At 44.0% G+C, this 26,904-nt stretch carries 29 protein-coding genes and 2 other annotated features; of the genes, 4 read left to right on the forward strand and 25 right to left on the reverse strand.

The genetic code is table 11. From position 1 onward, the window contains the following. Positions 1 to 86: 86 nt before the first annotated feature. The 3 genes from nadA to nadB are packed head-to-tail and all read right to left on the reverse strand — an operon-like array spanning position 87 to position 3,598. Positions 87 to 1,193 (reverse strand): quinolinate synthase NadA, encoded by a 1,107-nt coding sequence (nadA, locus tag MKX71_RS13860; RefSeq protein ID WP_339231226.1) that lies wholly within the window; start codon positions 1,191 to 1,193, stop codon positions 87 to 89. After that, positions 1,180 to 2,049 (reverse strand): carboxylating nicotinate-nucleotide diphosphorylase, encoded by an 870-nt coding sequence (gene nadC, locus MKX71_RS13865; protein ID WP_216996092.1) that lies wholly within the window; start codon positions 2,047 to 2,049, stop codon positions 1,180 to 1,182. Before nadC ends, nadA begins: the two co-directional genes overlap by 14 nt. Further along, positions 2,003 to 3,598: an L-aspartate oxidase gene (nadB, locus tag MKX71_RS13870; RefSeq protein ID WP_339231227.1), complete on the reverse strand. Its 1,596-nt coding sequence runs from the start codon at positions 3,596 to 3,598 to the stop codon at positions 2,003 to 2,005. Before nadB ends, nadC begins: the two co-directional genes overlap by 47 nt. 102 nt (positions 3,599 to 3,700) lie before the next feature. Between nadB and nifS the strand changes: the two genes are divergently transcribed. After that, positions 3,701 to 4,888, forward strand: a complete 1,188-nt coding sequence (gene nifS / locus MKX71_RS13875) for a cysteine desulfurase NifS (RefSeq protein ID WP_029318183.1) — start codon at positions 3,701 to 3,703, stop codon at positions 4,886 to 4,888. Beyond that, complete coding sequence (locus MKX71_RS13880) at positions 4,848 to 5,390, forward strand: transcription repressor NadR (protein WP_004398582.1); 543 nt, start codon at positions 4,848 to 4,850, stop codon at positions 5,388 to 5,390. The genes nifS and MKX71_RS13880 overlap by 41 nt, the downstream gene beginning before the upstream one ends. 23 nt (positions 5,391 to 5,413) lie before the next feature. On the opposite strand, the gene pheA is transcribed toward MKX71_RS13880, so the two are convergent. The 4 genes from pheA to spo0B are packed head-to-tail and all read right to left on the reverse strand — an operon-like array spanning position 5,414 to position 8,690. Beyond that, positions 5,414 to 6,271, reverse strand: coding sequence for a prephenate dehydratase (gene pheA / locus MKX71_RS13885; protein WP_014477545.1), 858 nt, complete (start codon positions 6,269 to 6,271; stop codon positions 5,414 to 5,416). Positions 6,272 to 6,287: 16 nt separating this feature from the next. Beyond that, entirely contained in the window at positions 6,288 to 6,731 is a 444-nt protein-coding gene (gene thrR, locus MKX71_RS13890; protein WP_003222630.1) for a transcriptional regulator ThrR, read from the reverse strand. Between the two features lie 60 nt (positions 6,732 to 6,791). Beyond that, entirely contained in the window at positions 6,792 to 8,078 is a 1,287-nt protein-coding gene (gene obgE, locus MKX71_RS13895; RefSeq protein WP_003246161.1) for a GTPase ObgE, read from the reverse strand. A gap of 33 nt (positions 8,079 to 8,111) precedes the next feature. Then, complete coding sequence (gene spo0B, locus MKX71_RS13900; RefSeq protein ID WP_004399131.1) at positions 8,112 to 8,690, reverse strand: sporulation initiation phosphotransferase Sop0B; 579 nt, start codon at positions 8,688 to 8,690, stop codon at positions 8,112 to 8,114. A 77-nt stretch (positions 8,691 to 8,767) separates the two neighbouring features. Between spo0B and MKX71_RS13905 the strand changes: the two genes are divergently transcribed. Further along, positions 8,768 to 8,890 carry a hypothetical protein gene (locus tag MKX71_RS13905; RefSeq protein WP_003229671.1) on the forward strand — a complete coding sequence of 41 codons (123 nt, stop codon included), beginning with the start codon at positions 8,768 to 8,770 and terminating at the stop codon, positions 8,888 to 8,890. Positions 8,891 to 9,010: 120 nt separating this feature from the next. Here the strand turns inward: MKX71_RS13905 and rpmA are convergent, their stop codons facing one another. The 16 genes from rpmA to valS all read right to left on the reverse strand — a co-directional run bounded on the left by rpmA (position 9,011) and on the right by valS (position 23,437). Beyond that, entirely contained in the window at positions 9,011 to 9,295 is a 285-nt protein-coding gene (gene rpmA / locus MKX71_RS13910) for a 50S ribosomal protein L27 (protein WP_003222623.1), read from the reverse strand. Positions 9,296 to 9,307: 12 nt separating this feature from the next. Continuing rightward, positions 9,308 to 9,646, reverse strand: coding sequence for a ribosomal-processing cysteine protease Prp (locus MKX71_RS13915; RefSeq protein WP_003229669.1), 339 nt, complete (start codon positions 9,644 to 9,646; stop codon positions 9,308 to 9,310). A 2-nt stretch (positions 9,647 to 9,648) separates the two neighbouring features. Beyond that, positions 9,649 to 9,957, reverse strand: a complete 309-nt coding sequence (gene rplU, locus MKX71_RS13920) for a 50S ribosomal protein L21 (RefSeq protein ID WP_003229668.1) — start codon at positions 9,955 to 9,957, stop codon at positions 9,649 to 9,651. Positions 9,958 to 9,970: 13 nt separating this feature from the next. Next, positions 9,971 to 10,046: a sequence feature (ribosomal protein L21 leader region), on the reverse strand. 57 nt (positions 10,047 to 10,103) lie between these two features. Then, on the reverse strand, positions 10,104 to 10,970 hold the full coding sequence (spoIVFB, locus tag MKX71_RS13925; RefSeq protein ID WP_339231228.1) for a stage IV sporulation intramembrane metalloprotease SpoIVFB: 867 nt from the start codon (positions 10,968 to 10,970) through the stop codon (positions 10,104 to 10,106). Further along, a complete protein-coding gene (gene spoIVFA, locus MKX71_RS13930; protein WP_004398684.1) occupies positions 10,963 to 11,757 on the reverse strand; it encodes a stage IV sporulation protein SpoIVFA in 795 nt (264 codons plus the stop codon). The genes spoIVFB and spoIVFA overlap by 8 nt, the downstream gene beginning before the upstream one ends. A gap of 149 nt (positions 11,758 to 11,906) precedes the next feature. After that, positions 11,907 to 12,713: a septum site-determining protein MinD gene (gene minD, locus MKX71_RS13935; protein ID WP_004398624.1), complete on the reverse strand. Its 807-nt coding sequence runs from the start codon at positions 12,711 to 12,713 to the stop codon at positions 11,907 to 11,909. 1 nt (position 12,714) lies between these two features. Then, the gene (gene minC / locus MKX71_RS13940; RefSeq protein WP_004398901.1) at positions 12,715 to 13,395 is read right to left on the reverse strand and encodes a septum site-determining protein MinC; all 681 of its coding nucleotides are present in this window, start codon (positions 13,393 to 13,395) and stop codon (positions 12,715 to 12,717) included. Positions 13,396 to 13,447: 52 nt separating this feature from the next. Next, the gene (gene mreD, locus MKX71_RS13945; protein ID WP_004398811.1) at positions 13,448 to 13,966 is read right to left on the reverse strand and encodes a rod shape-determining protein MreD; all 519 of its coding nucleotides are present in this window, start codon (positions 13,964 to 13,966) and stop codon (positions 13,448 to 13,450) included. Continuing rightward, on the reverse strand, positions 13,963 to 14,835 hold the full coding sequence (gene mreC, locus MKX71_RS13950; protein ID WP_009967915.1) for a rod shape-determining protein MreC: 873 nt from the start codon (positions 14,833 to 14,835) through the stop codon (positions 13,963 to 13,965). The genes mreD and mreC overlap by 4 nt, the downstream gene beginning before the upstream one ends. A gap of 30 nt (positions 14,836 to 14,865) precedes the next feature. Further along, entirely contained in the window at positions 14,866 to 15,879 is a 1,014-nt protein-coding gene (gene mreB / locus MKX71_RS13955; RefSeq protein ID WP_003229650.1) for a cell shape-determining protein MreB, read from the reverse strand. Positions 15,880 to 15,970: 91 nt separating this feature from the next. Further along, positions 15,971 to 16,666, reverse strand: a complete 696-nt coding sequence (radC, locus tag MKX71_RS13960; protein WP_003246034.1) for a DNA repair protein RadC — start codon at positions 16,664 to 16,666, stop codon at positions 15,971 to 15,973. Between the two features lie 36 nt (positions 16,667 to 16,702). Then, positions 16,703 to 17,272, reverse strand: coding sequence for a Maf family nucleotide pyrophosphatase (locus MKX71_RS13965; RefSeq protein ID WP_004398496.1), 570 nt, complete (start codon positions 17,270 to 17,272; stop codon positions 16,703 to 16,705). Between the two features lie 152 nt (positions 17,273 to 17,424). Continuing rightward, the gene (gene spoIIB, locus MKX71_RS13970; protein WP_004398782.1) at positions 17,425 to 18,423 is read right to left on the reverse strand and encodes a stage II sporulation protein SpoIIB; all 999 of its coding nucleotides are present in this window, start codon (positions 18,421 to 18,423) and stop codon (positions 17,425 to 17,427) included. Positions 18,424 to 18,556: 133 nt separating this feature from the next. Beyond that, complete coding sequence (locus MKX71_RS13975) at positions 18,557 to 19,303, reverse strand: A24 family peptidase (protein ID WP_010886586.1); 747 nt, start codon at positions 19,301 to 19,303, stop codon at positions 18,557 to 18,559. 139 nt (positions 19,304 to 19,442) lie between these two features. Further along, positions 19,443 to 20,735, reverse strand: a complete 1,293-nt coding sequence (locus tag MKX71_RS13980) for a folylpolyglutamate synthase/dihydrofolate synthase family protein (RefSeq protein WP_003229640.1) — start codon at positions 20,733 to 20,735, stop codon at positions 19,443 to 19,445. Between the two features lie 59 nt (positions 20,736 to 20,794). Beyond that, positions 20,795 to 23,437 carry a valine--tRNA ligase gene (gene valS, locus MKX71_RS13985; RefSeq protein ID WP_004398606.1) on the reverse strand — a complete coding sequence of 881 codons (2,643 nt, stop codon included), beginning with the start codon at positions 23,435 to 23,437 and terminating at the stop codon, positions 20,795 to 20,797. Positions 23,438 to 23,496: 59 nt separating this feature from the next. Continuing rightward, positions 23,497 to 23,719: a binding site (T-box leader), on the reverse strand. A 165-nt stretch (positions 23,720 to 23,884) separates the two neighbouring features. Here valS and MKX71_RS13990 point away from each other — a divergent pair. Continuing rightward, positions 23,885 to 24,076 carry a hypothetical protein gene (locus MKX71_RS13990; RefSeq protein WP_003222590.1) on the forward strand — a complete coding sequence of 64 codons (192 nt, stop codon included), beginning with the start codon at positions 23,885 to 23,887 and terminating at the stop codon, positions 24,074 to 24,076. An 18-nt stretch (positions 24,077 to 24,094) separates the two neighbouring features. Here the strand turns inward: MKX71_RS13990 and cotN are convergent, their stop codons facing one another. Further along, positions 24,095 to 25,120 carry a spore coat protein CotN gene (gene cotN / locus MKX71_RS13995; RefSeq protein ID WP_069703829.1) on the reverse strand — a complete coding sequence of 342 codons (1,026 nt, stop codon included), beginning with the start codon at positions 25,118 to 25,120 and terminating at the stop codon, positions 24,095 to 24,097. Between the two features lie 32 nt (positions 25,121 to 25,152). After that, positions 25,153 to 26,880, reverse strand: a complete 1,728-nt coding sequence (spoVID, locus tag MKX71_RS14000; protein ID WP_069703828.1) for a spore coat morphogenetic protein SpoVID — start codon at positions 26,878 to 26,880, stop codon at positions 25,153 to 25,155. Positions 26,881 to 26,904: the final 24 nt, after the last annotated feature.

The following is a 26,904-nucleotide window of genomic DNA, read 5'->3' on the forward strand; positions in this document are numbered from 1 at the left end:
GTTCAGCTGTGATTACAATATGTTTCTTCACAACATATGCCTGAACAAAAGAAGTTATGAGTAAAGGAAGGGAAAATATTTCTGATCTACGTGATCGAAAGCATTCGATTCAGGGCAAGGAGTGCATTTTCCTGAATGGCTTTTGGCACCTTGATGACGCCTGAAGGTTCTCCTTTTTCAATTTGTTCCAGCGACCACAACAAATGCGGCAAATCAATTCGGTTCATTGTCAGGCAAGGGCACATGTCAGGGTTGAGTGATTCGATTTGTTTATCTGGATGCTCGTGAATGATCCGCTGAACAAGATTCATTTCTGTCCCGATTGCCCACTTGCTTCCCGCCGGAGCCTGATTGATTGTGTCGATAATATATTTCGTTGATCCGTTATCATCGCTTAGTGTCACGACTTCGTGTGAGCATTCCGGGTGCACAATGATCTGAATGTCGGGGTCTCGCTCTCTCATATCATGGATATTTTTAGTGGTGAATTTCTCGTGAACAGAGCAATGCCCTTTCCACAAAATCACTTTCACATTCGTATGCCCGGATTCAGCTACTAATTCATCTTTCATCGGGTCCCACACAGCCATATCTTCAAGCGCAATGCCCAGATCATAAGCCGTATTTCTCCCTAAATGCTGATCAGGCAAAAATAAAATTCTTTTTTTCTGTGTAAACGCCCATTCAAGCACTTTTTTCGCATTCGAAGAAGTCACAGTTGCTCCGCCATGCTTTCCGACGAATGCCTTGATCTCCGCAGTGGAGTTCACATAAGTTAAAGGTATGATCGTATCTCCAAATATATGCTGAAGCTTCTTCCATGCCCTATTGGTCTGCTGCATGTCAGCCATGTCAGCCATAGAACATCCAGCTCTCATATCTGGCAGGACGACCGTTTGCTGCTCACTTGTCAGCATATCGGCGGTTTCTGCCATAAAGTGAACGCCGCAAAATACGATATAATCCGCTTCTTTGTTTTTTTCCGCTACTTGGGCCAATTGCAGGGAGTCGCCTGTTTGGTCAGCAAATTGTATCACTTCATCCTTTTGATAATGATGGCCTGGTATAAAGAGACTGCTGCCGAACTTTTTCTTAATGGCGGCAACGCGCGTTTCCATATCCTTTCTCGATAGTTCTTTATAACTTTCGGGCATCATATCATTCGATTGTTTGATCACATCAAGAATTGACATAACGGCATTCCTCCACAGATTCATTTGATAACGAAACATCCATGCTGATATCTAAACTTTTGACGGAATGAGTCAGAAATCCTAATGAAATATAATTCACACCCGTCCCTTTAAAAGCAGGCAAAGATTCTAACGTAATCCCGCCGGAGGCTTCAGTTTTTATATGATCCGGTGTGAGCTTTGCAAAATGACGGACCGTATCAGGCGGACAGTTGTCAAACATAATGACATCCGCGCCAGCTGCAATTGCTTCCCGCAGCTGTCCCTCCGTTTCAATTTCCACCTCGATATTTACCATGTGCCCTGCGGCCTGACGGGCTTTTTTGCACGCCTCTAAAATAGAACCGCATGCTGCGATATGATTATCTTTAATCATGATGCCGTCATACAAACCGAATCGATGATTATACCCGCCGCCGGCTCTGACAGCATATTTCTCCAGCATTCTGAGCCCCGGTGTTGTTTTTCTCGTGTCACAAATTTTAATCTGTTCATCATCCAGACACCGAACAGCCTCTCTTGTCATTGTCGCAATTCCTGACAGCCTCTGAATAAGATTTAATACGACCCGCTCTCCTGAAAGGAGCGCAGCTGCGGGACCGTGTAACTCGGCAATCACTTCACCTTTATGCAACATGTCCCCATCTTTTTTGTGTAAAATGATTTGAACATTTTCGTCCAATAACGAAAAGCCTTCTTTTATGATCGCTGCTCCTGCAAAAATACCCTCTGACTTTGCAACAATCTCCGCTTCACAGCTCTGTTCTCCAAAAATAGACTGCGATGTAAGATCCCCTGTCCCAATATCCTCAAGAAAAAAGTGATTCAGTAATTTTTTCAGCTGTAAATGATTCATTGTTCCAAATCCCCTCGTTTTTTCTGATCTTCGTTCCTTTTTTTGTATGGACAATTTGTCTTCCTTGCCAGCTCACCTCAGTATGAGGAAAATCGGTGCGGAAGTGAGCCCCTCTGCTTTCCTCCCGCAAAAGCGCAGAAAACGTCATCAGCTTTGCAGTTTGCCATAAATGAGAAAGTTCCATCTGCCGAATTGTGATATCCTTCACATTTACTTCCTGAAAAGGCAGCGTATGAAGCCAGATGCTAAGCTCAATCAAACTGCTTTGTTCCCGCAGAATAGACATGTGGCTTGTCATTTTGCTTTGCAGTTCATACACCTCTATATCCGGCACCTCGTAGACGACACTGGTTTCTAGCCCTGATTGATATTGCCTGTTATAAACCGGTTTTTGGATAATATGCTCTGCTGCCCTTTTTCCAAATACCAGCGCTTCCAATAAAGAATTGCTTGCAAGCCGGTTTGCTCCATGTAAACCGGAGCATGCTGTCTCGCCAATCGCATAAAGCCCCGGCACTGTCGTTTCTCCCCAGCGATTAACTGAAACACCTCCCATTAAGAAATGCATTCCCGGAGCAACAGGAATTTTTCCGCTGTGAATATCAACCCCTGCTTTTTCACAAATAGCGGTGATGGTAGGGAAACGCGTTTCAAAATCAGAAATCGCACTGAAGTCTATATAAACGCGATTTCCTTTTGCCATTTCTTCGTGAATAACCCGTGAGACAATATCTCTTGGAGCGAGGTCACCTAAAGGATGTCGTTCAGCCATAATCCTGCGGCCGTTTTCGTCTACTAAACATCCGCCTTCCCCTCTGACAGCTTCTGAAACAAGCCCGTAGGAAACACCATTTTTCACAAGCAGTGTCGGGTGAAACTGAGTAAACTCCAAATCCGTTAATTCCGCTCCGGCCCGGTAAGCCAGAGAAAGACCGTCAGCTGTGACAGTGGGATCATTCGTATGGTGAAGAAACAGGTTTCCACAGCCGCCGGCAGCCAGCACAACTTCGTCTGCGTGCCTTACCTTGAGCCGCCCTTTGCTGTCTTTTGTCATGATGCCGATACATCGTCCGCCCTTTATAAGCAAATCTGCTGCCGTTTCATTCTCGATTAACTTGATTTTGCTGTTGATCCGTTTGAGCAAATAATCGATAAGCAGCCTGCCTGTTGCGTCTCCGCCTGCATGAAATATGCGGTTGTATGAGTGGGCCCCTTCTCTTCCAAGACAAACACCGCCTCGTTCATTGCGGTCGAATGGAAATCCACGCTCCAATAGGCTTTGAACCATCATTTTTCCATCATGTAAAATGTCTGCTGCAATAGCTAGATTATTATGGCCGCACCCTGCGTATAACGTATCCTCCAGATGGGCTTCAATCGAGTCATCTTTTGCATAGGCCGCAGCAATCCCGCCTTGTGCATAGACAGAATTGCTGTTTTTGACGCTTTTTTTTGTGATAACAGTCACTTCGTATGAGGGCGGGAAAGCTGCAGCTAAGGAAAGTGCCGCCGCCCCTGAACCGATGACTGCAATCGTCTTTTTAGACATATGCCATCCTCCTGTTGTTTACACCTGTCTTGACACCTATATTTACACAAGGATAAAATAAACTCAAGAGTTTTTTATGGAGAACGGATGGAGGAAGACCGGATGATTTATTTAGATTATGCAGCGACAACGCCTATTTGTGAGGAAGCCCTTACTGTATATCAGAAGCTTAGTATGGATATGTACGGAAATGCCAGCAGCCTGCATGATGCAGGAGGAAAAGCAAAGCACATACTGGAGTACTGCCGTGAAAAAATCGCCAACATCATTGGCGGAGAAGCAAGCGGCATCTATTTTACAAGCGGCGGCACTGAATCCAATTTTCTGGCCATTCAATCATTGCTAAACGGCCTGCCAAAAACGAAAAGACATTTTATTACGACTGCCATGGAGCATCAGTCCATTCATAATTGCGCTGCTTTTTTGGAACAGCAGGGGTATGATGTAACAGTCATTGAACCGAATGAATACGGGCTTATTACCGAGGAAATATTACTAGCCCATATCCGGCCGGATACAGGCCTTGTATCTATTCAGCATGCAAATTCTGAAACCGGGATCATTCAGCCCATTCAACGCCTGTCTTCATACCTGCACAATAAGGGGATTCTTCTTCATTGCGACGCTGTTCAAACGTTTGGAAAGATCCCGATCAATACAAAAAATCTGGGAGTAGATGCACTCTCAATGTCCAGCCATAAAATCCACGGTCCTAAAGGAGTAGGGGCGGTCTATATCCGACCGGATGTCCCTTGGAAACCCATTTATCCTCTGACTACTCACGAATACGGATTCAGAGCCGGCACCGTAAATGTTCCCGGGATCGGTGCCTTCACTGCCGCTGCAGAATTGATCGTAAGCGAAATGGAAAAACAGATATCCCGCAATGAGGCATTAAGAACATACTTTCTAGACCAAATCCGTATTCGGTCTCTCCCTGTAACCCTTGCGGCAGACACTTCGCAAGCAGAATGTCTTCCGCATATTATAGGGTGTTTTTTTCACTCATTTGAAGGACAATATGTTATGTTAGAATGTAATCGGAGTAATATTTGCATTTCAACCGGCAGCGCTTGTTCTGCAGGTTACCACGGTCCGTCTGAAACAATGAAAGCATTAAGAAAAACCGAACAAGAAGCTCTGCAATTTATCCGCATCTCTTTTGGCAGGCATACAACAGCTGAACAGCTGAAACAGTTATTACATACGTTTACAGTGCTTTGGGAACAAAAGAAAGGAGAATTTGATATTGACCGAAGAATTAAAGCTAATGGGCGCCAACAGGCGTGACCAGCTTCTTCTGTGGCTGAAGGAATCTAAATCACCGCTGACAGGAGGAGAACTCGCAAAAAAAGCGAACGTTTCAAGACAGGTTATTGTACAGGATATATCGCTCTTGAAAGCGAAAAATGTACCGATTATCGCCACAAGCCAAGGATATGTATACATGGATGCAGCCGCTCAGCAGCACCAGCAGGCAGAAAGAATCATAGCATGTCTGCACGGTCCTGAACGGACAGAAGAGGAACTGCAGCTCATCGTCGACGAAGGCGTTACAGTAAAAGACGTAAAAATCGAGCATCCCGTGTATGGAGATTTAACTGCAGCCATCCAAGTAGGCACCCGGAAGGAAGTTAGCCATTTCATTAAAAAAATCAATTCTACGAATGCTGCCTACTTATCACAGCTGACCGACGGCGTGCACCTGCATACACTGACAGCACCTGATGAACATCGCATCGATCAAGCTTGCCAAGCCCTCGAAGAAGCCGGCATTTTAATTAAAGACTAAAAAAAGCCCTCTAGAGGGCTTTTTTATAATTGGTAAGACTGGTATGCACCTAGGAGCTTCACTTTGCAGCCGAGCGCTTCAAGCTCCTGCATGGCCCCTGGAATCAATACATCATCAAACGCTTTTTCAATATCAATAATAAAGAAATAATGGCCTAATCCGGTTTTAGTCGGACGTGACTCAATTTTTGACAGGTTTAAATTTCTCCAAGAAAATGCAGACAGCACTCTATGCAGCGCCCCGGACTGATCATCCTGCGGCAGCATGACCATTAAGGTCGTTTTGGGCCTAGAGCTCAATTTTGAATTCACTTCAAAAGATATGTTTTCATCGGGAGACAGGATAACAAATCTTGTATGATTGTCCCTATAATCCTGTATATCCCGTTTCACGATTTTTAATTCGTATGTAGAAGCTGCCATATCATTGGCAATGACCCCGATATTCAGCTCGGGATGGTCACTGACAAACTTTGCTGCCGCCCCGGTAGAATTGGCGTATTCATATGGAACGGAAGGAAAATGTCGATGAAGAAATTTATGGCATTGCGCAATCGCGTGTGAATGTGAGTAAATTTTGTCGAGCTCTTTCCATGCATTCTCTCTTGAGGGATGGACGAGCAAGTGCTGGTGAATCGGCAACGTCATTTCACCCACGATTGGCAAAGGCTGTTCATGTATTAAATAGTCTATTGTTAGATTAACAGATCCTTCTAAAGCATTTTCCAAAGGAACAAAAGCAAAATCAACTTCGCCTGCAACGGCTGCATCTATACACTCCGGAATGGTGCGGTAAGCAACATGTTCGGCGCCGTTTTGAAAACAAGAACTGACTGCTAGATGTGTAAATGTAGCTGCTGGACCTAAATAACCGACTTTCATGACGATTTTCTCTCCCTTATGCACCTGAACCTAATATTTCAACCTTTTCTACAAAATCAAACTTCCTGAGCTTATTCATTAATGTATGAATGTCTTCTTCCATTGCCGACGTACTGATAGACAGTGTCACATTTGCTCTGCCTTGAAGCGGAATGGTCTGGTGAATGGAAAGAACGTTGCTTCCAGAATCAGCTACCGCCTGAAGAAGCTGAGATAACGCACCTGACCTATCCTCCAAATGAAAGAAAAGTGTGATAATTTGTTCTTTTACCATGGTGTAGAATGGAAAAACAGCATCCCTGTATTTATAAAACGCACTTCTACTTAAATCGACCTTTTGAACGGCATCTGCTACTGAATCTGCTTTTTTTCGATCAAGCAGCTTTTTGACTTCTAATGTTTTTCTCATTGCATCGGGCAATACATCTTCACGGACAAGATAAAATGTCTCCTCTTTCATTTGCATCCCCCCTTTAAAATAGAGAGCCTGGCACCAGGCTCTCTTTTCAGCCAACATTGATTAATCAATAAATTCAAATTCAAATTCCAGAAGCCTGATTATATCTCCATCCTTGGCTCCGCGTTCTCTGAGTGCTTCATCAACACCCATTCCGCGCATCTGTCTTGCAAACCGTTTAACCGATTCATCACGTGAGAAATCAGTCATCTTGAATAACCGCTCAAGGCTGTCTCCTGAAAGCACAAATACACCGTCTGGATCGCGTGTAATGTTAAATGGCACTTCTTCATTTTCCATCGTGTACATGACACGGTTTTGTGTAAGCTCTTCCTCGTCATACAGCGGGAATTCCGGTGTGTTCTCAAGCTGATTGGCAACCTCAAACAGAAGCTCACGCAGACCTTCTCTTGTCACCGCACTGATCGGGAATACCGGATAATCATCCGTCAGCTTTTCTTTAAAGGCTTCGAGATTTTCCGCAGCCTCCGGCATGTCCATTTTATTTGCAACGATAATTTGCGGACGCTCAGTGAGACGCAGATTGTACTCGCTCAGCTCCTGGTTAATCGTAAGATAATCATCATATGGATCACGGCCTTCTAAGCCTGACATGTCAATGACATGAACAATAACCCTCGTCCGTTCAATATGGCGCAAAAACTGGTGGCCCAGTCCGACGCCTTGGTGTGCGCCTTCAATCAGCCCTGGCAAATCAGCCATGACAAAGCTGCGTCCGTCATCCGTTTCAACCATGCCGAGATTCGGGACAAGCGTTGTAAAGTGATAGTCCGCAATTTTCGGTTTTGCAGATGAGACAACAGACAGCAAAGTAGATTTTCCCACACTCGGGAACCCGACAAGTCCGACATCTGCAAGCACTTTTAATTCAAGAACAATGTAGCGTTCTTTTCCCGGCTCGCCGTTTTCTGAAAGCTGAGGCGCGGGATTAGCCGGTGTAGCAAAGCGGCTATTCCCTCTTCCTCCTCTTCCGCCTCTTGCAATGACAGCCCGCTGTCCGTGCTCTGTTAAATCAGCGATGACCTGTTTTGTATCATCGTCTGTCACAACGGTGCCCGGCGGAACTTTAATGACCATATCATCAGCATTTCGCCCGTGCTGGTTTTTGGACATGCCATGCTCGCCGCGAATCGCTTTAAAGTGTTTTTTGTATCTAAAATCCATCAGGGTGCGGAGACCTTCATCTACTTCAAAAACGACGTCTCCTCCCTTTCCTCCGTCACCGCCGGCAGGGCCGCCTTTCGGCACATATTTTTCACGGCGAAACGCAACCATACCGTTGCCGCCGTCGCCGCCTTTTACATATACTTTGACCTGATCTACAAACATAATGTCCTCCGTTCTAAACCGTTAAAAACTCCGCTAGTCCAACCCAATTTCAATCAGACATTCGTGACTCGTGATTTCAAAACGCATGATATCAACGTCCTCATATCCATTCTGCCGAATATCATCAAAAGCAGATGGATCGGCAAAGGCGCCGTGAAAATCAAGGTACAGAATCAGCTGTCTGTCAGGATGATCCGTTTGAAGCGAAACCGTTAAATGATTTTCACTCTCTCTGCTGACTGCTTGATCAAACAGATGAAACAGCTTTCTCATCAGTTTCGCCAGCTTTTGATCATAAGCCGACAAATCCTTAATTTCTCCGAGAACTTCATATTCAAGCGTCATATAATGGGTTTTCCAATTAAACGTAAGAAAATCAAACGCCAAATGCGGTGTTTTCAGGTTTGAGAGCTTTGATTCGTGCTTTGCGTCTATAACCATTTCTTCAATCATTTCAAAGACACGGTCATACTTCTGTAAGCTTAAGTTTCCTTTAATCAGCTGCAGCTTATTCATCCAATCATGCCGGGAATGGCCAAGCAGATGAATCAGTTCGTTTGTTAATGCCGTGTCGCTTATATTTTCTTCTTGATTTTTTGAAACATCCTTCATTTTCGCACTCCCAATCATTTAATTTCTTATTTAGGAGTCTGTATAAGTGTGTATTATGAATTATAACAGAGAAGGCTTTGTTAGAAAAACAATTGTTTTTCCCAGAAATATCATGTTCCTTTTTTCTGGCTTTGGTTGATTTGCAGCCAGGCAGAACATTTTATGTATTACTGCTTGGGGAACATATCCAGTGGGTTTGAGATGTTTATTCTCATTCTTGGCGGGGTCTGCTCGCACATACTCTGCATTTCATTCTAGGTGTTTACTCCGCATATTGCAAAAAAAACTCCAGTCATCATCGACCGGAGTTTTTTGAATCATTATTGAGCTACAGGATATACGCTCACTTTTTTGCGGTCACGGCCGAAACGTTCGAATTTAACAGTTCCGTCGATTTTCGCAAATAGAGTGTCATCTCCGCCGCGGCCCACGTTTTCACCTGGGTAAATTTTTGTTCCGCGTTGACGGTAAAGGATAGAACCGCCTGTTACGAATTGACCGTCAGCACGTTTAGCACCTAAACGTTTAGCCTCAGAGTCACGTCCGTTCTTTGTAGAACCTACTCCTTTTTTAGAAGCGAAAAACTGAAGATCTAATCTAAGCATGTAGCTCACCTCCTATATTATGTTTGTGGTCACACGCAAGTTGTCTTTGTAATCCCGTTCGATTGTCTCCAGCGAAACAATCATGCCTTCAATCAGCAGCTGAGCTTTTTGGCGTGCCTCTGGATCAAGAGATTCAGGGAATTCAAAATAAAAATAACCCCCGTCCTCTCCTATATCAAGAAGCGGCTCGAAGCCCGCGAGCACAATGACCGCGTTAACGGCCCCAAACACAACGGCTGTCACTCCGGCACAAACAAGATCTTGTCCATGTTCAGCAAAATTCGCATGGCCCGTCATTTCAAAAGACAATATGCCTTTATCATGAGACCTTCTGATTGTTGCCTGAATCATGCTTACGCGTTGATTTTTTCGATCGTCACTTTAGTGTAAGGCTGACGATGACCTTGTTTTTTATGAACGTTTTTCTTTGGTTTGTATCTGAAAACAGTGATTTTTTTCGCGCGGCCTTGTTTTTCAACTTTAGCCGTTACTGTTGCGCCTTCAACTGTAGGGTTGCCGACTTTCACGTTGTCTCCGCCAACAAACAAAACGTCTTCAAAAGTAACTGTTTCACCTGCTTCAGCAGCAAGTTTTTCGATGTAAACAGTTTGGCCTTCTTCAACTTTGATTTGTTTACCGCCTGTTTTAATGATTGCGTACATTCTCTGCACCTCCTATTAGACTAAGACTCGCCAGATACCAGGGGGCTGTAAAAGCTCTTAACACCTGTACTGAGCGGTTGTAGCAATGGTGCTACATCCATAACATTAAAAAATATACCAAAATACAAGGCGTTTGTCAATCAGTTTTAGTAGGGCAGAAGCAGTTCCTCCATGGAAGAATTCGTCCGCTTATCGGCAAAGTAAGCGTGCAGCACTTCATTCTCGTCAAGCTGGCTGAGCTTTTGGCCTGATTTTTCTATAATAATCGGATGCTTACAGCCACGTTTGAACTCGGCCATCACATGATAGACTTTATCCTCCGCCTTTACTGTCAGCGGCAGAAGTTTCTCAAGCTCCCTGTTTTTTCCGTAATACCTTTCGAGGAGAAATCTCACATGGATATAGTGCCTTTGCCGATATTCCTCAAACAAGGAAACAGCCAGAAAGACAAACAAAGCCCATGCGCTGATTTGCAGAGGAATCACGAATAAAACCCAGCACCCGAGCAGCAGGCAGAAGCAGAGCGACGTTTTTAGATTAAGCCGGTGAGCCTTTTGAAAAGGCAGCTGTTTGGAAAACAACAAAAATAACAGTTTTCCTCCATCCAGCGGCCAGATCGGCAGTAAATTGACAAATAAGATAGAAAGATTATAAAAGGTGAAGAGTTCAAAGGTATGCTGATGAATCACTGAGACTTCTGCAAGCATCCAGGCGGCAAACTGAAGCCAGATGTGCTGAAGAGGTCCGGCAATAATGACCGCAAACTCTTCCTTTAACGGCCGATTCCCGTGCTCTTCCACTTCGACCGTTCCGCCAAACGGCAGCAAAAAAACACGCTTGATTCTCCAAGAAAAAAACACAGCCAGAGCAGCATGCCCCAGCTCATGAATCAATACAATCAGGAGCAGACATAATAATGCTTTCATATGGCCTGTGAGCAAGCCCAGCGCCGCAATAATCCAAAGAAAAGGATGCACATGGATCTTTAAGATAAGGTCGAGCCATTTATTCAAATGAAATCACCTGAATCGGATCAATAAATTTATCGCCGTCTTTCATGGCAAAATAATAGACCCCTTTATTATGATCATCAAGCTTAATCGAACCGAGCTTTTTGCCTTTATCCACAAAATCATATAAAGCAACATCCACATCTTTGAGCTCGCCATAGATACTATAGGTGTTGTCAGCATGCTGCACCTTAACCGTCAGTCCCGTTTGGCTGTCTTTGCTGACTTCAACCACATAGCCTTCTTTTACGCTATCAATCTTATCACTGCTTGTTTCGACTTTAATTCCTTCCCCATTGTCCTGAAAATCCTGCTGTACTTTCCCGGATGCAGGCGCGATCAGATCTTTGCCTACTTCAATCTGCTGTTCCTTATTTTTGTGTTCAGGAGCCAGGAAAGCAAGCGGATTTCCGAATTTGGTTTCGAACCAATGGCTTGCTGAAGCAAATTGAAATTCAGTTTCAAAGGTTTTGGCTACGGCGGGTTTAATCTGACTGACGGGTCCAATGTTTGTTTTATAGGCTATAGCTGAAACGAGAACAAGGCAGGCCGACAGAAGACATTTCAGGATAATTGAATCTGTTTTCACCAATGGGTGTTTTCCGTTGAATGTTGGCATGTTATCTTCGTAGACCGGAAGTGTTCCATGCTTTTCCTGATCCGTTACCATCACCCAGGACGGGGGTTTCTGCTTTTCAGAAACTGTCTGAGTAGAGAAACGTTTTGAGCCGGAAAGCTGCTTTCTTCTTTTCTCTAATCGTTTTCTGATTTCATCTGCTCTGTGACTCATTGCCATCATCCTTTGCATTCGTTGGGTTTGTACATCATATGTCTTGTCCATGGCAAATATTCGGTTTAGTCAAGAACAAAGCAGGCAAAAACAAAAAAAACCTGACACAGCATATGCTTTGTCAGATTCTTCTCTTTGATTCTATCACATTAAGATCTTACTCCGAAAAATGACTTAATCTTAGCCATCATTCCTTTGTTTTGCTCTTCAAGCACCTGTAAAGGAACAGATTCACCTAAGATGCGGCGGGCAATATTGCGATATGCAATGGAAGCGCGGTTTTTAGGGTCCATCGCAATCGGTTCGCCATGATTGGAAGCTTTAATGACTTCATCATCATCAGCCACGATTCCGAGCAAATCGATCGACAGATGCTGTACGATTTCGTCGATATCCATCGTGTCACCGTTTTTCATCAGGTGATTTCTGATTCTGTTAACAACGAGCCGCGGCGGTTCAATATTTTCCTCTTGCTCCAGCAGTCCTATAATACGGTCAGCATCACGAACAGCTGAGATTTCAGGCGTAGTGACCACAATCGCTTTATCAGCTCCGGAAACGGCATTTTTGTACCCTTGCTCGATTCCGGCAGGACAGTCTATGATGACATAGTCAAATTCCTGTTTGAGCTCTTGGACCATGTTTTTAATTTGTTCAGGAGCAACAGCTGTCTTATCGCTCGTTTGAGCAGCGGGCATTAAATAGAGCAGATCATCGAAACGTTTGTCTTTTACGAGCGCCTGATGCATTTTGCATCTGCCCTCTACAACGTCTACCAGATCGTAAATAATTCTATTTTCAAGACCCATTACAACATCAAGGTTGCGCAGTCCTATATCAGTATCTACTAAGCATACGCGCTTCCCTAAAATGGCTAAGGCGGTACCGAGGTTCGCAGATGTTGTTGTCTTACCTACTCCGCCTTTTCCCGAAGTTATTACGATAGCCTCACCCAATTCACATTCCTCCCTCAAGCCTTGTTAGATCAGGTCTTAAATGAGCCAAATGTTGAAGGCGTTCAATGACCATATTTCCGTCTGTATCTAAATAAGCACATTCCATTTCGTTCCCTTTTTGAATGTGGTCTGGGGAGCGATTTAACACATGATTGATTCTTAATTGTGTCGGAAGCATTTCAGAGGCGGCGATGACCGCTTGATTATTTCCATTGAATCCAGCATGCGCAATTCCTTTCAGTGAGCCCAGAACAAAAATGTTCCCTCCGGCCCTGACTGTTCCGCCGGGATTCACGTCACCGATCAGGAGCAAGTCGCCTTTTACCTGCAGCACTTGGCCTGAACGGACAATTTTTGAAACAGAAATAATTTCGGCTTCCTCTCTTATCTGCTGTGCTTCTTTTTTAGTAATGACTTCACTGTCAATAGAATGAACAAACAAATCTTTCTTTGACGCAATCAATTCGGTTAGCTGTTCCTCTTGCTCCTTATATAAAAAGCGATTTCCCAGCTTAACATGAACGCTGATTTTCTGGCCTTTTCCATCGGTATATTGTTCAATTGACAGCATATTCTGAAGACCATCGAGAAGCTCATCAAAAGAACACGCATCATCCAGATGCAATGTTAGTCCATTCTTTGTTCCTTTTATTGTTACATATTGCTGCTTTTTGGTCTTCACAATATTCACCTCAACAACATACTCATTTCGTCAAAAAAAGATAAAATCCTTTTTACTCATCTCTCAATTCTTTCTTTAGACTCATAAAAAACAATCTAAATGGCAGAACAAGAATAAGAGCTGCTGCAATATTTAATAAAATTGTCGGTATAAACCGGTCAAGCACAAATCCGTTAAACGTCATAATGTCTTTATGAATCAAAGACTGAATGCCGAATACGTAAAATTCGAGCAGACAGACAGCCAGAACTGCTATCAATATCACTACAAATGCGTTTGTATGCAACACTTTAAACGCTTTTGAAGCCAAATAGCATAGCCCTGCAAAACCAAACATGTAAACGCCTAATAGACTTGTATAGTTCATGTCATATAGAAAGCCAAAAATAAATCCGTAAATCATCGCGTGTTTTTGGTTGATAAAAGCCGACATGAATATCAATACAAGCATCAAAAAACGCGGGGCGAGCACTTGGTCATCTGTAACGAAAGGAAAATGCACCAAATCTGTAAAAATGCTTTCCGCAGAAAAAACAAGCATCATAACGAAAGGGAGAAGGAAACGTTTCACGATCCTTCCTCCTCTGTATCGACAGTCGGCACGTCACGGTTAACAACGATCACATTATTTAAATCTGTAAGGTCAGCCGCAGGTTTTACATAAGCAACCTTCGTTAATCCATAGGAATCTGACTCGATATCAGTCACTTCACCGATTGTCAGCCCTTCTGGGAAAACACCGCCTGTCCCTGATGTTTCAATAAGATCGCCTTTTTTCACGTCTTGTTTATCCTTACGCTCAATAATTGTCATCTTAAGACGTTTTTTCTCTTTGTCATATCCTTCGATCAAGCCGTAGCCTTTGCTGCCTTTTTTTCCGGAAATTTTTGTCGCGACTCTGTTATTGCGGTCAGTATCGCTTAAAAGCTGAACAGCAGACGTAAAATTGTTAAGTCCGGAGCTTTTGATCTTGCCGATTAATGCGCCTTTTTCGTTTGTAACGGCCATATCTTTCGCTACGTTTTGCTGAGTCCCCTTGTTAATGGTGACCTGTTTCGCCCAATTATCAGGGCTTCTGGCGATGACCGTTGCTAAAATCGGCTTGTAATCTTTAATCGATTTGACATGGCCAAGCTCGTCACGCAAGGATTTGTTTTCTTCTTCAAGCTCTTGAAGCTTGGCTTCATATTGTGTCTGTCCGTCAAGTTTTTCTCTTAGACGCTCGTTTTCTTTGTATGTGTTTTTTAAATCATTGATGTTCTCAAATATTCCTGCAAAAAATTCGGCAGGCGTATGAAAAATATTTTGAAATACTCCCGTCGTATCGCCGATCACTTTCTCAGGCCAGGTGGTATTGCGGCCGCCCTTCAGCGAAAATCCAATCATAGCCACCAATATGATAATACACAGAAGTAATAGCATTAACCGCTTATTCGGCATCGTGTTACACCTCTTCTATTGAACTCCCGATTATCTAGTTTTCCCTTTGAAAAGATGGATGTGCTCCAGTGCTTTCCCTGTTCCGATCGCTACACAATCAAGCGGATCTTCGGCGATAAGGACCGGCATTTTTGTTTCTTCGCTGATGACTTTGTCCAAATTGCGCAAAAGCGCTCCGCCGCCGGTTAACACTATACCTCTGTCCATGATATCTGCTGCAAGCTCAGGCGGTGTTTTTTCGAGTGTGCTCTTCACTGCTTCGACAATTGTAGATACAGTGTCGCGTAGAGCGTTAGAAATCTCTTTTCCTGTAATTTCAATTGTTTTCGGCAAACCTGTGAGCAAATCGCGGCCGCGGATTTCCATGTTGTCGGATTCTTCAGGAGCTTCTGCAGATCCGATTTCCATTTTAATCGCTTCAGCCGTACGGTCACCGATCATCAGATTGTACGTTTTTCTGATGTAGTTGATAATCGCGTCATCCATCTCATCACCGGCTACACGGATTGACTGAGACGTTACGATGCCTCCGAGGGAAATAATCGCAACTTCTGTCGTACCGCCCCCGATATCAACAACCATGCTTCCAGTCGGTTCCCAAACTGGCAGATTGGCTCCGATTGCTGCGGCAAAAGGCTCTTCAATCGGATACGCGTCACGCGCTCCCGCCTGTCTTGTCGCATCGATAACAGCGCGTTCTTCAACAGCTGTAATGCCTGATGGGACACATACCATTACATATGGTTTTCTGGCAAACATGCCTTTATTTTTTATGGCCTGATTGATGTAATATTTCATCATCGTCGCCGTTGTTTCATAATCAGCGATAACGCCGTCTTTCATCGGGCGAAGAGCCACCACGTTGCCCGGTGTCCGTCCAATCATATTTTTCGCATCATTTCCGACAGCGACAATCGATTTCGTATCCGTCTGCAAAGCGACAACTGACGGCTCTCTCACAACAATTCCTTTTCCTTTTACAAAAACAAGCGTATTCGCAGTTCCAAGATCTATACCAAGGTCTCTAGCACCAATTCCAAACATATGTATGTATCTTCCTTTCTTAAAGCAAAAATACCCTAAAGGGAAAAACTCATAAACTCTATTATAGCTTAATTCGACGAAAAAAAAAGTGTTACAAATATCCTTTTTCCTTTAAACTCACAAATTTTTTATCCCCGATCACCAAATGGTCAAGCAGCTCGATGCCAATCAGGTTTCCGCATTCAAACAGCCGTCTTGTCACTTCAATATCTTCCCTGCTCGGCGTCGGATCTCCAGAAGGATGATTATGAACACAGATAAAGGAAGCGGCAGATCGTTTAAACGCTTCTTTAAACACCTCTCGCGGGTGGACAATAGATGAATTCAGGCTTCCGATAAATACGGTGCGTTTATGGATGACTTGATTTTTTGTATTTAAGTATAAACAGACAAAATGCTCCTGGGTTAAAAAGCGCATATCCTCCATGACAAGATTAGCGCCGTCTTCCGGGGAGCGAATAACGAAATGTTCTTCGTTGGCTAATTTATGAATCCGGCTTCCAAGCTCAACTGCTGCCAGTATTTGAATCGCTTTTACCATACCGATTCCCGGGATGCTTGACAGCTCTTCAACCGATGCTTCCTTGAGCAGGCGCAGCCCGTCAAATGAGCGCAGCAGCCGGTTTGACAGGTCCAAAACAGATTCGTGTTTAGTCCCTGTCCGCAATAATATAGCCAAAAGTTCATGATTCGCTAAGTTCTCGGCTCCGACTTTCAGGAGCCGTTCCCTTGGCTTTTCTTTCATTGGGAAATCTTTGAGTTTTAATGGCAGATCGTGTATGACCAAGCACTCCTTTTCTTTCCCTTCCCGTTTATAGAACCGTCATGCCCTTATATCAAAATGGCGAAGAGCTCTCATTGTTTTTGATATAGGAAGGCCCATGACTGAATAATAATCTCCGTCTATTTTCTTTACAAAAAGCGCGCCTCTTCCTTGGATGCCGTATGCACCTGCTTTATCCATCGGCTCTTTTGTTTCAATATATGTCCAAATCTCTTCTTCACTGAGGGACCAAAACGCAACTTCTGTCTTATCATAAAAAGTCTCGCTGTGATTTTCAGCTTGAATGCTGACCGCGGTTATTACTGAGTGACTTCGGCCTGAAAGCCTCCGCAGCATAGAAGCAGCTTCTTCTTGATCCTGCGGTTTGCCAAGACATTCGCCGTCAAGGCATACCATTGTATCAGCACCGATAACGATTGCATGCGGGTGGAGATCAGCTACAGCCTTAGCTTTTTGTTTTGCCAACCATTGGACGTTTTCTTCTGGTGAAAAGTTTCGATTTAATTTTTCTTCTACTTCACTGACAATAATGGAGTAGGGCAGCTGGAGAAGATCGAGGAGTTCTTTCCTGCGCGGAGATTGTGATGCAAGTATTAGCGGTTTTGTCATGTTCGTCATCCTTTCAGGGTTTGCTTAAGAAAAAAAGATACTCGTTTATCCTACCAAATCACGAGGCTTGTCACAATTTCAGAAAAATAACTTTTTCATGACAAAATAAAAAAAGCCTGTCACTAAAGGACGAAGGCTCAGGGCACTATCTCTTATTTTACGACGGCTAACAGCTCCTGCTGAGCCTTCCACCCGGCTTCAGCACTTGGATCCTCTAATTCCTTTAAAGCCTGCAAAATCGCTTTTTTCTCTCCTGTTTCTGACGCTTTTGTTTCACCAAGCGACTTTTCTATTTTCTCTACACTCGCTTTTGTAATGTCTTCGTCGAGAATCGCCTTTGCTGCAAGCTCCGCTGTTTCCTTAAAAGAATCTGTCATATCTGACTCTATTGATAAGGAAAGCTCCTTGCCTCCCCAGGCTTCAAAATCACTGTCGATTAAAACCTGTCCTAACTGCTGTGAGACCTCCTTTTCACTTGCTAAGCCCGCGATGACATACGTATACCCGTCATCCTTTGACAGTGACACGGCGGAATATCCTTTTTCGGTCAATTGTTCTGTTAACGTTTCGGCGCCCTTTTCATTTGAAAATTTTCCGGCTTGCACAGCGTATGTTTTGTATGTACCTTCAGTTTGTGCCGCTTGTTTTTCTGCGCCTGAGGTTTGTTTATCAGCAGAAGTATCCCCTGCTTTTGCCGTTTGGCTGCCTAAAGAATCCTCTAAAGAGGCCGGTGCTGACGCTTCTTTATTCCCCGATATGTTTAACGCGAATAACCCTAATCCAGTGCCAATGACAGCCGCGAAGGCAATCGTCGCGGCCACTCTTTTTACCGGTTTGGCAGCCCCGGTCTTTCCTTTTGCGTAAAGCTTTGTTTTTTTCTTTTGAAAAGGAGGAACAACTTTAGGGTCCTCTTTAAACACCTTGTCCTCCTCGGAATCCCAATTGAATTCATCTTCATCAGGGTGTTCCTGGGATGCCGCAACCTCTTGTTCTGCCTGTCTTTTTTCCTCCCAATTTGAAAATGTCATGCTTTTATTCGCCTCTGTCTCAGGCGTCTCTTGTTCGTAAACCGTCTCTTCTTTTCCATTAATCGTCACCTTGAGGGCTTTTTCTGCGGCTTTACTGTTTTTTTTATTCTTTCTTTTTTTCAATTCCGCTTCCTCCCTTCATTTGCTTGACCGTTCTTGTCGGCTTTTCATGCTACACACTTTAGCACAGGCAAAGAAAAAAAGAACAAGACTTTTGTCGCCTTGTCCAAAAAACGTTCGTCAAATTTTTCAGCAGTCAGCCCAATGCCATTTTGATATAAAAAGAAATGATAGAGTCACCGTATAAATAGGCTAAAATGCTCCCTGCGGCTATAGCGGGGGCGAAGGGAAGCGGCTGCCTTTTAGCGAGTCTACCAGTCAGAACAGCTGCCGCTCCATATAATGCACCTATCAAAACTGAAAAGAAAAAGGCAGCTGCCAGCATTTTCACACCAAGCACAAAGCCAATCACCGCAAATAATTTAATATCTCCTCCCCCTACTCCCCCATGGGTGATTGCGGCAATTACAGCCAGAAACAAAAATCCGGCTGCCGCACCTAACAGGCCTGCATACCAGGAATCAAGCGGAGAAATCAATCTCGCGGCCGCCAAAAAGGGAAGAAAGAAAATCAATATTCGATTTGGAATCAGCATAAAATGAATATCTGTCACTGCAACAATAATGAGAAGAGAGATAAACACCACAGCGGGAAACAGTTCCAGCGATATGCCAAAGCGTATTCCTGCGGCGGCAAATAAACACGCTGTCACAAGCTCTGCTGCGGGATACATAAAAGAAATCCTATGCCCGCAGCTTTTACATTTACCTTTTTGAAATAGGAATGACAGGATGGGAATTAATTCTGCAGGAGTTAATGTTCGCCGGCAAAACGGGCATGATGAACGGGGCGCAATAATAGATAGATGTAAGGGGATACGGCACCCGGCCGTATAGTAAAAAGAACCAAGGATAAGCCCGAAGATAAAAAGAATGGATAGCATAGACAACACACCTTTACTCATTGAGTTCTGGTATGGATTGTAGCAAAATGGACATCCTGAGCTCCAATTGGGAATATTCAATTTTACACATGAAAAAAACGGCAGAATCTTTTTTTGATTCTGCCGGAGCCGGATGCTTTTATTTCAACCTTTTTCGAATGTCAGAAATAAAGTAAAGAGATCCGGTAATCAGCACAATTTCATTTGAGCCCTTTTTACTTTCTATGAATTTGATTACATCGTCTGGATCTTCACTCCAGCTTTTATTGCTGATTTCACTTGCATCATAGAGATCTTTTGCAAGGGAAGCACGCGGGAAATCAAAAGAAGCAAAATGAATCGCATGAGCAATGGTTTCCAGTCTTTTAATCATGTTCTGATACGGTTTGTCCTTTAACGCGCTAAACACCACAGAAATGCGTGAATTGGCGAAACGCTGCTTCATCGTTTCCGCCAGCTTTTCAACACCTTCTTCGTTATGCGCACCGTCTAAATATACCGGAGGATGTTCCTGAACAAGCTCTAACCGTCCCGGCCAAGCAGCCTTCACAAGCCCGCTCCTTAACGCTTCGTCACTGATATGGGCGATATTCTCCTTATTGAGCCACTCCGCAGCCAAAATGGACAAAGCAGCATTTTGTCTTTGATGGGTGCCAATCAGAGATGTCCGAATATCTTCATAGCATTTCTCTTCCGTTTTGAATGAAAACTGTTCTCCTGCAGGCAGAGCCTCTTCATTGAAAATAACACATGCATCATGCAATGACTGGAACGGCGCAGCATGCCGTTCGGCTTCATGGCGGATGACCTGTAAAGCTTCCGGCTGGGTAACTGCTGTAACGATTGGAATACCTTCTTTAATAATGCCGGCCTTTTCTCCTGCAATTTCTTCAATGGTGTTTCCCAAAATGTTCATATGATCGTGTCCGATGCTTGTAATCACAGTTAAGAGCGGTTCAACCACATTAGTAGAATCGAATCTACCGCCCAGACCTGTTTCAAAAATAACAAAATCGACCTTATGAAACTCTGCAAAATATAAAAATGCACAAGCTGTCATAATTTCAAATTCTGTCGGCTGTCCGTATTCCGTTTGATCAAGGGCTTCAACGTGCGGTTTCATTTGATTGACGAGTGCTGTCCATTCCTCATCTGAAATCGGTATCCCGTTTACGCTGATCCGTTCATTAAACGTAATAATATAAGGCGATGTAAATGTTCCAACCGTATATCCGGCTTCCTGCAGCATAGAACGGATAAAAGCGACAGTTGATCCTTTACCGTTTGTTCCTGCGACGTGGAACGCTCGGATTTTTTTTTCAGGATGTCCTAACCGCGCCATCAGCTGTTTCATTCGACCAAGTCCGGGCTTCACCCCGAATTTCAGCCTCCCGTGAATCCAGCTGCGCGCATCTTGATATGCAGTAAACAATGATAATCCCCTCTTTTATAAGACAAGGCGGTTTCTCTAGAAACCGCCCCGGCTTTTCATTAACCCTTCAGCTCAGCCATTCGTTTTTGAACAGCGTCACGCTTCGCCACATAATCTTTTTCTTTTTCACGTTCTTCATCAATTACGTGTGCAGGCGCTTTTTTCATAAATCCTTCATTTCCAAGTTTCTTTTGGACACGCTCAACTTCTTTTGTCAGTTTATCAAATTCTTTTTGCAGACGGGCAATTTCTTCATCAATATTGATTAAGCCTTCAAGCGGAAGAATAACCTCTGCTCCTGAGACAACGGCCGTCATCGCCTTATCAACAGCCTCAATATCGGTGCCGATTTTAAGCACGCTCGGATTCGTAAAGCGTTCAACATATGAACGGTTCGCTTCGAGGCGGGACGCTATTTCGTCTGTGCTTGTTTTAATGTACAGTTCAACCTGCTTGCTCATTGGCGTATTGACTTCACTGCGGATATTGCGCACAGAACGGATCAGCTCAACAAGAAGCTTCATGTCAGCTGCCGCTTCAGTATCGGTATGCTCCGGCACTACTGCAGGCCATTGACTTACTGTAATCGATTCCCCTTGGTGAGGAAGGTGCTGCCAAATTTCCTCCGTTAAGAATGGCATAAACGGATGGAGCAGACGCATCGTTTGATCAAGTACGTAAGCAAGGATGGAACGGGTAGTTTTCTTAGCCGCTTCGTCTTCTCCATAAAGCGGAAGCTTCGCCATTTCAATATACCAATCACAGAAATCATCCCAAATAAAGTTATATAAATGGCGTCCTACTTCACCAAATTCATATCGGTCAGCAAGCTGGGTCACGTGCTCGATCGTTTCATTTAATCGCGTTAAAATCCACTTGTCAGCGACTGACTTTTCACCTGACAGATCAAGCTCATCGTACGTCATGCCATCCATATTCATTAATGCAAAACGGGAGGCGTTCCAAATTTTATTGGCAAAATTCCAGGTCGATTCCACTTTTTCATAGCTGAAGCGCAGATCCTGGCCAGGAGAGCTTCCAGTCGCAAGGAAATAACGCAGAGAATCGGCTCCGTACTTGTCAATCACATCCATCGGGTCGACACCGTTGCCAAGAGATTTACTCATTTTCCGGCCTTGCTCGTCACGGATTAAGCCGTGGATTAAAACATCTTTGAACGGGCGCTCGCCTGTAAATTCAATGCCTTGGAAAATCATGCGTGATACCCAGAAGAAAATGATATCGTACCCTGTCACGAGAACATCTGTCGGATAGTAGCGTTTAAAGTCTTCAGCCGTTACATCAGGCCAGCCCATTGTGGAGAAAGGCCATAGCGCAGAACTGAACCATGTATCCAGTACGTCTGTATCCTGTTCCCAATTTTCGCTGTCTTCCGGCGCTTCAAGTCCGACATATAGCTCGCCTGTTTCTTTATGATACCAGGCAGGAATACGATGGCCCCACCACAATTGACGGGAGATACACCAGTCGCGGATATTTTCCATCCAGTGTAAATACGTTTTTTCGAAACGGTCAGGCACAAAGTTGACCTTTTCTTCTTTTTTTTGCAGCTCAATCGCTGCATCAGCAAGCGGCTGCATGCGCACAAACCATTGTGTAGAAAGATAAGGCTCCACAACAGCCCCGCTTCGTTCACTATGGCCGACAGAGTGCATATGATCCTCGATCTTGAAGAGAACTCCCGCCTCCTGTAAATCTTTCACGAGCTTTTTGCGGCATTCAAAACGATCCATACCTTGATATTGGAGCGCATTTTCATTCATCGTGCCATCTTCATTCATGACAAGGATGCGTTCTAAATTGTGGCGGTTGCCAAGCTCGAAGTCGTTCGGATCATGAGCAGGCGTAATTTTCACGGCACCTGAACCAAATTCCATATCAACATAGTCATCACCGACAATCGGAATTTCACGATTTACAATCGGCAGGATCACCGTTTTTCCGATAAGGTGTTTATAGCGCTCGTCTTCAGGGTGAACGGCAACAGCTGTATCACCGAGCATTGTTTCAGGACGTGTCGTCGCAATTTCAATTGAGCCTGAACCGTCAGCAAGCGGATAGCTCATATGATAGAATGCGCCTTGAACATCCTTGTAAATCACCTCAATGTCGGATAGGGCTGTTTTTGTCGCTGGGTCCCAGTTAATAATATATTCGCCTCTGTAGATCAGGCCTTTTTCATAAAGCTTAACGAATACTTCCCTTACCGCTTTGCTCAAGCCTTCATCCAGCGTAAAACGTTCACGGGAATAATCTAGGCCAAGACCTAATTTCGCCCACTGGCTGCGAATAAAGTCAGCATATTCTTCCTTCCACTTCCACGTTTCTTCGAGGAATTTTTCACGGCCTAAATCGTAGCGGGATTTGCCTTCTTCACGAAGTTTCGCCTCCACTTTAGCCTGTGTCGCGATGCCGGCGTGGTCCATGCCAGGAAGCCACAGCACATCATAGCCCTGCATGCGTTTCATTCTTGTTACAATGTCTTGCAGCGTTGTGTCCCATGCGTGGCCAAGGTGAAGTCTCCCTGTTACGTTTGGCGGCGGGATGACAACAGAGTATGGCTCTTTTGTCTGGTCACTGCCCGCTTCAAAAAATTTGCCTTTTAGCCAAAAATCATATCGGTCTTTTTCAACCGCTGCCGGATCATATTTCGTCGGCATTGTTTGTTCATTCGTTTCCATCATAACCCTCCAGCATGTTTAAAAATGGCTGAGAACGAAAAAAGAGCTCTTCATCCCTGTAAAAGGACGAAAAGCTCTTTCGCGGTACCACCTTTTTTCATGAACTCAATCAGTTCATGCACTTATAACGGATAACGGGTGTTTCCCGAATTTCTCTACTCTTCTTTCAAGAAATTATGCTCCCGGGCGACCTTCCAATCAGACAACATAAGAAGCCTTTCAGCAAACGGCTTCTCTCTCTGCATGCGCCTTTTTTGTACTCTTCCCGTTCTAAGCAGGTGTATTTATCAGCTCATTGTATACATTATTTATGTTCTTTATTATAGTAAAAGTGTTTTTGATTCGTCAATCATCTTTTCCAAAAACACCGCTTTCTATACAGATGGGCAGGCACCTATTGCCCAAGTTTACATATGATGCTTGTAAATGCGTAGAGGAGGATGCACCGTGAAGAAACGTTTCAGCTCTTATTCGCTGCCGCCATGGGTAAGGCAAATTCGGCTTGTATCCGCACAAGTGATTATTCCCATTACGATTTTTCAAGGAATCAGAACCATTTTCTTTCCGACAACCTTTGATGTTTTGCTGCTCGCAATCCTAATCTTTTTAGCTTGCGCCCTTCATTTAGAATGGATATAAACAAACAAGTCCGCGCCATTAAGACGTGGACTCGTTTTCAGCCTGAAATTTTTTCTCTTGTTCAATCTGATGAATTTTCATCACAAACGGCTCTATGTTTTTCATTTGCCAATAAGCCTTTAATAATTGTGTACATTCCTCTTTTTCATGCTGTCTTTTCCCAGTTTGATAACCGTTCAGCACCTTGTACATGGCTGCCGGATATGCCATATAGCTGAGAAAAAGGCTGACTTCCGCTTCACGCAAAGGGAATGATTTCGTATATCCATAAAACCATTCGACGCATTCCGGACAAGCTTTCGGAAAGCCTCTGAACATTTTTGTATAAAAGCCGAGCAGGTCGTTTTGCGGCGGACCGACAGATGCTCTTTCGAAGTTTGTAAAATATCCGGTCCCGGCATCATTATACAGAAAATGGTGTATAGACAGGCTGCCGTGGTTCATTACAACCCTTGAAACGTCCTTTTCCTTTGCGGACTCATACCAGTCCTCCAGCCGTTCCAGCGCAAAGTTCACCGCGGAAATGGTTTCAGAAAAATAGGTTATGGCCTGGAGTTCAAAAGGAGAAAGGTACCATTCCTTCTCCGCTCTATCCACAAACTGCTCATAGAAAATTTTATCTTGTTCCCACTTTTTTTTCATTTGCCCGTAATAACGTTCAATCTCATCACGTCTAACCTTTAGTTCCTGTGCAGTTCTCTCGTGAAGACGGGCTGTTTCCCTAAATAAATAAGCATGTTTTTGATCCCGTTCTTCCTCTTGGTCAAATTGGAGCCAAGGCATTAAATAGTAGGTATCTCCGTATTGTATGCCTGCTGAGAAAAACTCACCGCTATTTGTTCTGTAAACGGGAACGAATGAACGAAAGCCTTTTTCCTCAATCGCCACCATATGATCTGTAAAATGCTTGCCGCGACCTTCTTTCAATTTTTTTAGGGCAAATATGCCGTAGTCTGTATACACTTTCCAAACAAGAGGACTGACAGGCTCAATAAATTGAGCAGTCAGTCCGTATTCCTGAAGAACCGATTGGGTATCTTCCATTTCATTCACCACATTTTCCGATCACTTACGGTTTACGCATGGCTATTTTTATATTGAGGAATATAGAGAATCTGTCCTGCTTTTAATTCATCATCCAAGGCTAAAGAATTCATCCTGATCAGCTGCTGGGATGTAATTTCATACCGTTCGCATAAACGCTCGATCGTATCTTCCTGCTGCACAATACAAATTTTCATTCTCGAAAACTCATCCGCTTCTTTTGTAAAGAGTTTTGTTAAATAAAGAGAATTATCACTTTCCTTTGTTTGAGGTTCCTTCGTTTCAGCAGCAGGAGCAACCCTAGGAACAGCATCCGTTTCCTTCCTTTCAGTCTCAGAAGATTCAGGCAGCTGGAAGGATTGAAAAGGTGTTTCTTCCTTAGGCTCTTCAGCTGATGGTGTTTTTCTCACTTCAATTTCGAAGCTCTCTTCCTCTTGTTCTTCCTCCTCCAGCAGCTTAGGCGCTGAATAAAAAGAATCCTCCTCTTCTTGTTCAGGCAGGAAGGTACGGTATGCCGGTTCAGGCAATTCTTCTTGAGATGCCTCCTCCGAGCTTGTTTTTTGATTGAAATGGAAATGTAAATCGGCATTGTCATTCTCCATATATACAGCTGAAGCTGTTTCTCTGCTATCTTCTATGGAGAGAGCGGCCTCTGATACACTCTCCAAAGCTTCATCCGGTTCCGCCTCTTCTTGGCAAAGCGCAGGATCAGCCTGATCCGATTGAGCCGCTTCTTCCTTTTGAGCCTCTTGGCGCAGCGCATATTCATGATTAGGAGACACTGTTGTTTCCGCTTTTTCCTCTGCAATCACAGTCTCTGAATGAAGCTCAGCTTCCAAAGCAGGCGATTCTTCTGCTCCAGCGTGTTCACGAAGCTCAGTCTCCGCTGGAGAGTCTGCTTCTTCACGAACATCCGCTATTGCAGCTGCCGGCTCTGCCGTTTCTTTTTTTGCTTTAACGATCTCTTGAATCTCTATTTCTGAAGGATCAGGTTCTGGCTCAGATTCTTCTGTTTCCGATTCAGCACGAACCTCCGTTTCCGGCACAGCAAGCTCTTCTGACTCTTCTTCCTCTTTCACATCTTCTCTGGCCTCTGGTTCTGAAGCAACCGATTCAGGCGGCTCAGATTCTGCTTTTTCTGTCTCCAGTTCTTCACGGAGCCCCGCTTTCGAGATAAAAAGTTCTGGCGGTTCGGCTGGCGGTTCATGCTGAAGAACTGCTTCCTCTGCCGATGATGCACCCGGTTCTTCTACTACACTATGTGCCGGCGGCTCTGAAAGCTCTTCCTCCCTGAATGCCGCAGGAGCTTCATATAAAGGTATCTCCGGCTCTTTGTCTTGCGTATCGTCCAAAAGCCCTTCGATCGCTAAATCAGCTTGAATTGTTAAAATGCGCGAATCCGTCAATTGATAGTCAAATGCGTCAATAAAGACGAAGACATCCTGTAAATGGCTCACTTTATTTTTCGGAATGGTAATATCCACAGGAAAACAGTGAGTCAGTTCCGCACTTCCATCCTCTCTCTTTCTGACTTGTTCAACAAACCGCTTATCTGTATAAATCTCTTCGGTATGTTTGTTTTGATCTATGTTGTACTCACCTGTAAGTTCAAGCGATCCTATGATTGATACATAATCATTTACTTCCTGAACCCTAATATCAGGATCTAATGAAATAGAAAGCAGTTCAGAAACTTCCTGTCCTTTTTGGAAACAGATCGATTCTTCTACAGAAAATTGCAATCGATGATTTTGCGGCAAGTTCATATCCTCCTTTCATCTAAT

The organism is Bacillus sp. FSL M8-0071 (assembly GCF_037975455.1).
GTDB lineage: Bacteria > Bacillota > Bacilli > Bacillales > Bacillaceae > Bacillus > Bacillus subtilis.